Origin of the sequence: Mesorhizobium sp. M7A.F.Ca.US.002.01.1.1 (assembly GCF_004022955.1) — a bacterium.
Taxonomy (GTDB): domain Bacteria; phylum Pseudomonadota; class Alphaproteobacteria; order Rhizobiales; family Rhizobiaceae; genus Mesorhizobium; species Mesorhizobium ciceri.
In genome coordinates this window covers 23,208-32,952 of the sequence record NZ_RZQE01000017.1, presented here as the reverse complement: position 1 = coordinate 32,952, position 9,745 = coordinate 23,208, and the positions used below count along the sequence as shown (strand labels likewise).

The window sequence follows — 9,745 nt, the reverse complement described above, 5'->3', positions numbered from 1 at the left end:
TTCCTTCATGATCAGAAGGTCTTCGCCATTGAGCTTGACTTCCGTGCCCGACCACTTGCTGAACAGGATGCGGTCGCCGGCCTTGACGTCCAGCGGGACCAGCTTGCCAGCTTCGTCACGAGCGCCGAAGCCGACAGCGATGATCTCGCCTTCCTGCGGCTTTTCCTTTGCCGTGTCGGGGATGATGATCCCGCCAGCGGTCTTGGATTCGGATTCGACCCGGCGAACGACCACGCGGTCATGCAGCGGGCGGAACTTCGACTTTGCCATTTTCGGATTTTTCCCTGGTGCGCTGTTGAGGGGTTTTTGTTAGCACTCGCGATGGACGAGTGCTAACGCGATAGTGAGGTAGGCTGTAAGCGGGCACTCGTCAAGACGGACGAGGGCAGGCGAGGAGCTCTGGCCCCCTCCCCGGTGGAACCCAACGCATACGCGGCATCCGCGTTGATGGCTGCGAGCCCCACATTTCCATTGAATTCGGCGTCATGACGCCAACTTGCTCGCGCCGCTTCCAAGTCGTCAGTCGTGCTGCCGTCAGCACGAACATAGGGCTGCGCTTCACTTCCCGTCGAAGCCGCGGCAAGCAGCGTCGCCGTCAGCACGCTCCTTTGCAGATGCTTGCCAAAGGTGGACAGTGAGCGCACCTGCGCCGGGCTGTTGGTGCGAACGTAAGACGTCATTGACAACTCCTTTTTGCAAGTCGAGCCCCTTCTCCACCTTCGGCCGCCGTCGACGCGAAGAAGTCCGCATCGCGTTGAAGACGAGCTGCGAAAAAGAGAAAGATGTGTTTGATGGCTGCGGCCCCAACGGTGCCTTCAGATTTGAGATCACTTCCGCCGCGAGCGGCTGAAGCTCCTCGCAACGTCAAATCGAATCTGCTGCCAAGCCTCCAGGAAAGGAGAGCATTGCTCATCTCGCGCTTGTGCATGCAGTCAACCTTCGATCCGTGTTGCCACATCAAGAGCAAATGCCGTGCCAAAGCTCACTGGGAAGTGAACGCATGGCTCTCCCTGAAAACCTCACAAATCCAGCATGGTCAATTGTGCGGAACCCGACATGCGTCTTCTGCCACTGTCAGCTTTCGGACAGGCATGACGCGTTTCGCGCCGACCACCGGTCGATCGGTTTTGGGGCCGGTCTGTTCGCCTCATAAGAGCGCGTTACATTGCGTAGCGGTTTCCCGAGCGCCGCCACATGACACTGGACCTGCAGGTAGCACCGGCTTCTCATCCAGCCTTACTTTGGCCCCCTCGCGTATCAAATTCCCGCTGGCGAGCCCTGCTTTCATAGATCGCACCATGCCGGATGTCTGCTCTGGCGCCCGACCCGCTGGCACGATCTCGATCCGGCATAAGGGCGCAGCATCTTTGCAGGCCGTTTCATCCCGGCGTCCTGCTTGGCTGACAGACCGCACTTGGCGAGCGGTCTCCATGCTCTCTCCAAGGACCATCCCTGCGGCTGGCTTGTCGACCTATGGGCGGGTCCGGCCGCCCGAAACCCTCGCGCCATCAGCTTTTTTCCCCGCCGCCTGCGGCGGCTTCCTCGCGCCGCTTCGCTCACAAAAAAGCTGCCCGCTCGGGTCCTTCACTGTCGCTGCGGCCCTGTCGGATTCAGGCGGTCCTGACGCGCCCATTACGGTGCGCCATCGCAGGGGATGGTCCCCGGCGAAACCACAAAAGGAGACTTCGAAATGACCGCGATCGGTTACGTCAACAAGCAGGAAAACGGCGCCTACAAGGGCCAGTTCAAGACGCTCAGCGTCCGCGCCGACATCGATATCGTCCCCAACCAGGCCAAGAGCGCCGATAACCATCCCGACTTCCGGGTGCTTACGCAAGGGGTCGAAGTCGGCGCTGGCTGGATCCGCACCGGCGAGACTTCCGGCAAGGATTATGTGAGCCTGTCGATTGCAGCGCCGGAGTTCGGACCGCGCAAGCTCTACGCCAATCTCGGCCGAGCCGCCGGCCAGGACGATCACGACACCTACGCCATCATCTGGAACCCGGCCGACTGACCGGCCGAGATAAGAGCCTCGCGCCGCAGCCCCGGCGCGGGGCTCATTCCCAGGAGTTCCACCCAAACCCCGTCCGCCCTAAAGGGCGGCGAAAACTCTCCCCCGACTCTTCGCCCGTCCCCGAGACGATCTCCCTCGCCCATCCTCGCCCTCGCTTGTCCGAAGCGAAACGAGGATCATCATGGACGACGAAAACGAACGCGCGGCCCGCGCGAAAAAGGGCAGCCCGTTTCTCAGCACAGCCCAAGCCGCCTTCTATATCGGGCTCTCCCAGCGCACGCTCGAAAAGATGCGGCTCAAGGGCGGCGGCCCGAAATTCCGCAAGCACGGCCGCTATGTCCGCTATCACATCGACGAACTCGACCATTGGTCGAAAGGACACCCGCAGCACTCCATCGCCGGCGATGGCAAGGCCGGTTCCGGCCAGGGCGGCACGGGAGGCCGTTCATGAGGCGGCGCCCTTCCATCCATCTGATCGGCAGCCGCCTGAGGCGTGTTCGAGCCCGTAAGACGGTCGCCTTGGCCGCGGCCGGTCTCGGTCTTTTGGGCTTCACGGCGCTGGGAAAGCCCGCCCCTTGGCTGGTCTGGAACGCCTCGGCCAGCGCGCCGATCGGCCTTTACCGCATCGCTGCGGGAGCGCTGGCGCGTGGCGATCTCGTGCTCGTGCGCCCGCCTGAATACGCGGCGTATCTCGCCGCCGAGCGCAGCTATCTGCCTCGCAATGTGCCGCTGGCAAAACGTCTTGCAGCGCTGCCGGACGATAATGTCTGCGCCTTCAATGACGCCATCATCATCGGCGGCGACATCGTCGCGCGCCGGCTCAAAATCGACGCCGAAGGCCGACCTTTGCCATGGTGGAACGGCTGCCGAGCGCTCGGGGATAACGAGGTTTTCCTGCTCGGCAGCGACAAAAACCGCTCCTTCGACAGCCGCTATTTCGGGCCTGTTCCCACTCAAAATGTCATCGGGAGGCTCGTACCACTATGGACCGAGTGACCCTCCTCTTGTTGGGCATGATCGCCATTGCGCCATGCGCCTGTTCCGCCTCGACCGGCGCTGAGCCGGTCGCCATCTCCCAAAGTCCGCAGCTGCGAAAGTGGCAGACGTTGGTATCGGAAGCAAGCCGGCGCTTCCATATTCCCCAAGCCTGGATCTATGCCGTCATGGCTGCCGAAAGCGGCGGCAAGACAATGCGCGGCGGCCGCCCCATCACCTCCCCCGCTGGCGCCATGGGCCTCATGCAGGTGATGCCCGGCACCTATGAAGAGATGCGGGTCGAACACGGCCTTGGGCCTAACCCCCACGATCCGCGCGACAATATCCTGGCCGGCACGGCCTATCTCAGTGCCATGTATGACCGCTTCGGATTTCCTGGCCTGTTTGGCGCCTACAATGCCGGTCCCGAGCGCTACGACGAGCATTTGAAGCGTGGCAAACCGCTGCCAGAAGAGACCGTCGAGTACCTCGACCAACTCAAGGCGGCCGGAGTTTCGGCGGCCGACATCGAGGCGTTCGAAAGCCAATCTGTCGCTCCAAAGGCGCAAATCGCTCCTCTCGGACGGTCGCTGTTCTTCATTCATGACGGTGTTCACTCAGGCGTGCGAAACGGCGATCTCTTCGTGCCGCTCGGCAAGGACGGCGCGCAGCCGAAGGAGCCGGTGCGTTAGCCATGGCGGACGGGGGCGCGTCTGGCGGGGCTGGGCGCGGAAGGCAAGATAAAGGTACCGCCTCCAGGAGGCGGTTAAATCTTTGTCTGCACATCGTTTTTCCGGGAGGCTGCCGCCGGTGCCAAGAGGGTTTGACGTGTAAGTGTCTGATTTTGCTTGATATGTCTGGGAGGCTCGCATTAAGGATGACGAGTTCAGGCCGAAGCTCGGCAAAATCGGGTCGCGCGGCTCGAAGGCCGGCAAACGCTATGCCGGCCAGGTTCGTGCGGCGATCAACCGGGCTGGCGGCCGGCCGCAACGCGGTGGTCGCTTCACAGGAAGCCGGACAGGGCGCGGCGGGGCGGCCGCCGCACTGCTGAAATCGCGCGACCGGTATGCCGCCTTCCGCCAGCGCCGGGTGATCGTCAAGGCGCGGGTCGTCAAGCTCGCCGGCAAGGGCGCGGACGGGGCGCGTGCCCATCTACGCTATCTTCAGCGCGACGGGGTCACCCGCGAAGGTGAACCTGGCGAGCTCTACGGCGCCGACAGCGGCCGCGTCGACGGCAAGGCGTTCATCGATCGCGCGGACGGCGACCGCCATCAGTTCCGCTTCATCGTCGCTGCCGAAGACGGCATCGAGTACGACGACCTCAAGGCGCTGACGCGGCGGCTCATGGCGCAGATGCAGGAAGACCTCGGCACGAAGCTCGACTGGGTCGCGGTCGATCATTTCAACACCGGCCACCCGCACAGCCACATCATCGTCCGTGGCAGGGACGACCGTGGCGAGAACCTGGTCATCGCGCGCGAATATATCTCATCTGGCATCCGCGAGCGGGCGGCCGAGCTGGTCAGCCTCGATCTCGGTCCGCGAACCGACCGCGAGATTGAGCTTCGCCTGCGCCGGGAAATGGAGCAGGAACGCTTCACCAGCATCGACCGTCGGCTGCTCAGCATGCGTGATGATGACGGCCTGGTCTCGCCGGGCGGTCCCGACGCCATTCGCCAGACGCTGCACCAGGGACGGCTGCGCAAGCTCGAGCGGATGGGTCTGGCCGCGGAGGTCGGCGCTGGCTCCTGGCGCCTCGACGATGAGCTCGAAGCCACGCTGCGCCGCACCGGCGAACGCGGCGACATCATCAAGACCATGCACCGCGAACTGACCGGCAAGGGGCTTGCCCGCAGGGCCGCCGACTGGGTGATCCACGATCGATCCGGCGAGCCCGTCCAGTCTCTCGTCGGTCGCGTTGTCGCGCGTGGACTGGCCGACGAGATCAATGACCGCCATTACATGATCGTCGACGCCGTCGACGGTAAGAGCCATTGGATCAACATCGGTAGAGGCGAGGCGATGGAAACGATGCCTAATGGCTGCATCGTGCGTGTCGCGCCAAGGAACACCGAGCCGAGGCAGGTCGATCGTACCATCGCCGAAATCGCCGCCGCGCATGGCGGCCGTTACGACGTCGATATGCACCTGAAGCATGACCCATCCGCCACCGAGAGCTTTGCGCGAACGCATGTGCGGCGGCTGGAGGCGATCCGCCGCGCGACCGGCGGCGTTGAGCGAGAGCCGAACGGCACCTGGCTCATCGCGCCGGACCATCTCGATCGCGTCGCGAATTATGAGGGCCAGCGGGCCAGGGCCGAGCCTGTCGTTGCCGACAAGCTCTCCTCAATGGCGCTGGAGCGACAGGTCAGCTTCAACGGCGCCACCTGGCTCGACCGGGAGCTGGTTGCCGATAGACCCGAGCCTTTGCACGGATCCGGCTTCGGCCGCGACGTGAGAGAGGCGCAAGCTCGCCGGCGGCAGTGGCTGATCGCGCAAGGCCTCGCGCATAAAGAACAGGATGGGATCGTCTATCGAGCCAACATGCTTTCGATCCTGCGCCAGCGAGAACTGAACCGTGTTGCTGGCCAACTGTCGGAGGAACTTGGCCTGCCCTATGCCGAAGCGCGATTCGGAGGACGAGTAGAGGGTACGCTCCGCCGCTCCGTCGAGCTTGCCAGCGGAAAATATGCCGTCGTTGAAAAGTCGCGCGAGTTCACGCTGGTGCCATGGCGGCCGGTGCTTGAGCGCCATGTGGGCAAGGAGGTCTCCGGTGTCGTGAGTGGGGAGGGGATTTCATGGACCGTCGGCCGGCAAAGGAGCGGACCTGGTGTTTCGTGAGATGGTGTACAGCTTTTTAGCCAGCGGCGCGGGCAGCCATGCGAGCCCGCGTAGACCTTATGGCCGCACGCCCGCAATCGGTCGCATGGACCTGCCAGGCGGGGCGGCTTTGGAGCGTTCGGACCCGACACGCTGCGTGAGTGGCCAGACTTCGAGCGCTCGAAGATGCGGACTGTTGTCTGCTGGCCGGCGTTATTCCGGCTGGCCTATGACCGCGGCGCAACAGTTCACCGCTGAAGTTGCCACGGGCGAACATCGACAAGAGAAAAAACACCATTGCGCGTTACAAATCGCCGTTGAAAGCGTTTAGGTTGCATGCGCTTCGCCAAGTAAACGGATACCCCAGAAGAGAGCCATGACCACGGCCCGCCATATCGTGACGCTGCTTAAAAGCCACATTGCCGGCGACGAGGATCGTTTCCTCTCTATCGCGATGCAGCTTGCTGCGCATGAGGCACGTCAAGGCCATGGCAAGCTTGCTCAGGAGCTCAAGGATCTGGTCGACGCAGCCAAGAGCAGGGACGCCCGGATTGCCAAGAGCAGTCGGCCGGTTCCCCTTTTTCAGCCAAAGGGCGAACTCGCAGGCCTCCTGCATGTGCGCTATCCGGACCTGCGACTGACGGACATGATTTTGCCGGACAGTCTGCGCTCGCGCCTGCACCGCGTGCTGGGAGAGCAGCGCCAACAAGCAAGCTTGCGCGAGCACGGGCTTGTTCCCCGTCGCAAACTGCTTCTGGTCGGCCCGCCAGGATCAGGCAAGACGATGACCGCATCGGCATTGGCCGGGGAGCTTCATCTGCCCCTTTTCATGATCGTCCTCGATGGTTTGATCACCAAGTTCATGGGAGAGACTGCCGGAAAGCTGCGGCTTGTTTTTGATGCAATGCAGGCGACGCGGGGCGTCTACTTCTTTGACGAATTCGATGCCATCGGCGCGCGTCGAGGCGAACGCCAGGATGTTGGCGAGATTCGGCGCGTGCTGAATTCGTTTCTGCAGTTTCTCGAGCAAGACGACAGCCACAGCCTGATTATTGCGGCAACAAATCATCCCGAGCTGCTCGACAGAGCTTTGTTCCGCCGTTTCGACGATGTCATCGAATACGCCGTGCCCGATCGGCCGATTATCGAGGCGCTGCTTCGGGCTCGACTCGACCGCTTCGACACCAGAGGGCTTGCCTGGAACGAGGCGATCTCTCAGGCAGAGAGACTGTCGCAGGCCGAGATCACCCGCGCGGCCGACGACGCTGCAAAAACCATCATATTGCGGGGGGGGAAGCGGATCACCTCGGAAGCGCTCATCGACGCTCTGAAGGAACGCCGGCAGGCTTCGCTGTCTGAGTAGCGACAGCACAGATCATAATGGCAGACGATTTTCCGCGCGACCGCGCCCATATCCACCTTCGCAACAACGGCATTCGGGAAGCCTATCGGCGGCCCAACCAACTTATACATGCACCGCCGCTGCCGGCGCGTGATCGGGCGTCGCATGCTGCGGCCTTGACGCAATCCATCGAACAAGCGGTCGAAAGTGCACGCCAGCAGATTGCGGCGCGTGACCCCCAGCTGTCGGTCGGCACGCCTGGCTTTTACCTCGAGATCGATCTGCCCATGTCCGGACGGGCGGCCCTCGACCAGTTGGCCGATCGTCGCCAGCACATGGAGCTGGTCGCCGTCCATGAGCCAACTCAACCCGGTGCTCCCATCACAGCGTCGGTGTTCCTGCCGCAAAGCGCGCAAGCCTATTATTTGCGGAAAGTCGAGGCGTATCGAGACGTTGACACTGACCGCGGCAGACCGCGCAACGAGCCGCTCGTCTCCCGCATGGAGACAGTCAGGCTGGCGACTGCACGATCGTTGTTTACCGACCACGACGACCTCTTCCCCCAGGCCGCTGACGAGCAGGTGTGGTGGGAAGTCTGGCTGCGCGACGGTCGCCGCGAGAACTTCGAGCACATTGCCGAAGCCCTGAACATCACTTTGCGCACGCATGCGGTCAGGTTTCCGGAGCGGGTGGTCATGCTGGCACTCGCCAGCACGGCAATGCTCGACCGCATGATTGCGCACAGCGATGTCGTCGCCGAGCTGCGGCGCGCGAAGGATACGCCGTCCTTCTTCATGGGCCTTGGCGGCGCGGAGCAAAGGGACTGGAGCGACGAGCTTCTCGGGCGCGTCAGACCGCCTCAATCCGATATTGCGGTCTGCATTCTCGACAGCGGCGTACGTCGCACCCACCCGTTGATCGAACCCGCACTTGCCGTTGAAGACTGGCACACCGTCAAACCGGCATGGGGCAGCGACGACACACCTGCGTGGAGCGGCCACGGGACGCGAATGGCAGGTGTCGGCCTGTACGGTGATCTGGTCCCGCTCCTGGTCGGAGGCGATCCAGTTCCATTGCCCTTTCGGCTGGAGAGTGTCCGTATCCTTCCGCCAGAAGACGAGGCAAACGATCCAGAACTCTATGGCTCGATCACCGCGGAAGCGATCGCCCGCGCCGAGGTGCAGGCGCCGGAGCGCCGCCGCGCGATCGCAATGGCTGTGACAAGCGCCAGTCCGGCGCGTGGAAGGCCCACATCGTGGTCTGCCGCTATCGACCAACTCTGTTTCGAAGAGGAGCAGCGACGCTTGATCGTTCTCTCTGCCGGCAACATCGGCGATGACCTCATGCCGGCCGAGCATTTGACGCGCAACGATCTGGAAGCAGTCGATGATCCTTCTCAGGCCTGGAATGCGCTGACGGTCGGCGCTTTCACAGAAAAGGTCGATATCATTGACACCGACTTTGCGGGCTACGCTCCGATCGCGCCGGTCGGCGAGCTCTCGCCGCGCAGTCGCACTTCGGTCGTTTGGGACAGGCAGTGGCCGGTGAAGCCCGAGGTCGTCTTCGAAGGCGGCAATCTCGCCCATGACGGTGTGTTGCCTGGCGAGCCGATCGACGATCTGCAGATATTGACCACTTTCTATCGACCCGAACTGCGCCACTTCACCACCCTCGGAGATACGAGCGCGGCAACGGCCCATGCCGCACGGATGGCGGGACTAATTCTATCAGCGCGCCCCGAGCTGTGGCCTGAAACGGTTCGCGCCCTGATCGTCCACTCGGCCGAATGGACTCCGGCGATGCGCGCACGCATCGATGCGTGCAACGGAGCGAAGGGCGAGATCCAGGCGCTCGTGCGGCGCTATGGTTACGGCGTGCCAGATCTTGGGCGCGCGCTTCTGTCAACGGTGAACGACCTCACGCTTATCGTTGAAGATGAGCTTCAGCCTTTCCAGCGCGAGGGCGGCGCGGCTGCCAAAACGCGTGACATGAAGCTGCATCGCCTGCCTTGGCCGAAGGAGCAGCTCGCGGCGCTCGGCGCTGCCCAGGTCGAGCTCCGCGTCACGCTGTCCTATTTCATCGAACCCAACCCCGGTGAACGCGGATGGACCCGCCGGCATCGTTACGCGTCCCATGGTCTTCGGTTCAGAGTAAAGTCAGCGACCGAGACAGTCGACGAATTCCGAGCCCGCATCAATCAGGCCGCTCGGGACGAGGAGGAAGGGGCGCCTGCTGGAGGCGGAGAAGAGTGGCTGCTCGGCACCTTCCGCGATCGCGGCTCGTTGCACGCCGATTTCTGGTCGGGCAGCGCCGCCGATCTCGCCGAGCGTGATGCGATCGGCGTGTTCCCGGTCGGGGGCTGGTGGAAGGAGAAGCCTTACCTGGAACGCGTCGACGCTCTGGCTCGGTACGCCCTGATTGTGACGATGCGGGCGCCTGGGGTCGATGTTGACATCTTCACACCCGTCGAAGCAGCCCTGACTGTCGAGACGTCGGTCGAGACCTGATGCAGCACTGTCCAAATCGGCCAACAACGGAGGTTTGACCAGCCTCTGGTGCCATGGCGGCTGGTGCTGGATCATCACGTCGGCAAC

At 63.1% G+C, this 9,745-nt stretch carries 8 protein-coding genes; 7 read left to right on the top strand and 1 reads right to left on the bottom strand.

From position 1 onward, the window contains the following. Positions 1-270: co-chaperone GroES (locus tag EN932_RS04130; protein WP_164890424.1), on the bottom strand; the 270-nt coding region annotated here is incomplete at its 3' end. Positions 271-1,690: 1,420 nt separating this feature from the next. On the opposite strand from EN932_RS04130, the gene EN932_RS04125 reads away from it, so the two are divergent. From EN932_RS04125 to EN932_RS04095, 7 genes are all read left to right on the top strand, one after another. Beyond that, positions 1,691-2,014 (top strand): DUF736 domain-containing protein, encoded by a 324-nt coding sequence (locus EN932_RS04125; RefSeq protein WP_024505644.1) that lies wholly within the window; start codon positions 1,691-1,693, stop codon positions 2,012-2,014. A gap of 181 nt (positions 2,015-2,195) precedes the next feature. Beyond that, the gene (locus EN932_RS04120) at positions 2,196-2,465 is read left to right on the top strand and encodes a helix-turn-helix domain-containing protein (protein WP_024505645.1); all 270 of its coding nucleotides are present in this window, start codon (positions 2,196-2,198) and stop codon (positions 2,463-2,465) included. Then, positions 2,462-3,010, top strand: a complete 549-nt coding sequence (locus EN932_RS04115) for a S26 family signal peptidase (RefSeq protein WP_024505646.1) — start codon at positions 2,462-2,464, stop codon at positions 3,008-3,010. Before EN932_RS04120 ends, EN932_RS04115 begins: the two co-directional genes overlap by 4 nt. Continuing rightward, positions 2,998-3,681 carry a lytic transglycosylase domain-containing protein gene (locus EN932_RS04110; protein ID WP_024505647.1) on the top strand — a complete coding sequence of 228 codons (684 nt, stop codon included), beginning with the start codon at positions 2,998-3,000 and terminating at the stop codon, positions 3,679-3,681. Before EN932_RS04115 ends, EN932_RS04110 begins: the two co-directional genes overlap by 13 nt. A gap of 178 nt (positions 3,682-3,859) precedes the next feature. Continuing rightward, positions 3,860-5,830: a relaxase/mobilization nuclease RlxS gene (rlxS, locus tag EN932_RS04105; protein ID WP_063169238.1), complete on the top strand. Its 1,971-nt coding sequence runs from the start codon at positions 3,860-3,862 to the stop codon at positions 5,828-5,830. Between the two features lie 355 nt (positions 5,831-6,185). Then, entirely contained in the window at positions 6,186-7,172 is a 987-nt protein-coding gene (locus tag EN932_RS04100) for an ATP-binding protein (protein WP_024505649.1), read from the top strand. A gap of 17 nt (positions 7,173-7,189) precedes the next feature. Next, the gene (locus EN932_RS04095; protein ID WP_063169237.1) at positions 7,190-9,658 is read left to right on the top strand and encodes a S8 family peptidase; all 2,469 of its coding nucleotides are present in this window, start codon (positions 7,190-7,192) and stop codon (positions 9,656-9,658) included. Positions 9,659-9,745 lie beyond the last annotated feature (87 nt).

What these genes read in the sequence shown, in the direction of transcription:
- EN932_RS04125 (WP_024505644.1), top strand. Translation starts at nt 1,691, where the DNA reads ATGACCGCGATCGGTTACGTCAACAAGCAGGAAAACGGCGCCTACAAG.
- EN932_RS04120 (WP_024505645.1), top strand. Translation starts at nt 2,196, where the DNA reads ATGGACGACGAAAACGAACGCGCGGCCCGCGCGAAAAAGGGCAGCCCG.
- EN932_RS04115 (WP_024505646.1), top strand. Translation starts at nt 2,462, where the DNA reads ATGAGGCGGCGCCCTTCCATCCATCTGATCGGCAGCCGCCTGAGGCGT.
- EN932_RS04110 (WP_024505647.1), top strand. Translation starts at nt 2,998, where the DNA reads ATGGACCGAGTGACCCTCCTCTTGTTGGGCATGATCGCCATTGCGCCA.
- EN932_RS04100 (WP_024505649.1), top strand. Translation starts at nt 6,186, where the DNA reads ATGACCACGGCCCGCCATATCGTGACGCTGCTTAAAAGCCACATTGCC.
- EN932_RS04095 (WP_063169237.1), top strand. Translation starts at nt 7,190, where the DNA reads ATGGCAGACGATTTTCCGCGCGACCGCGCCCATATCCACCTTCGCAAC.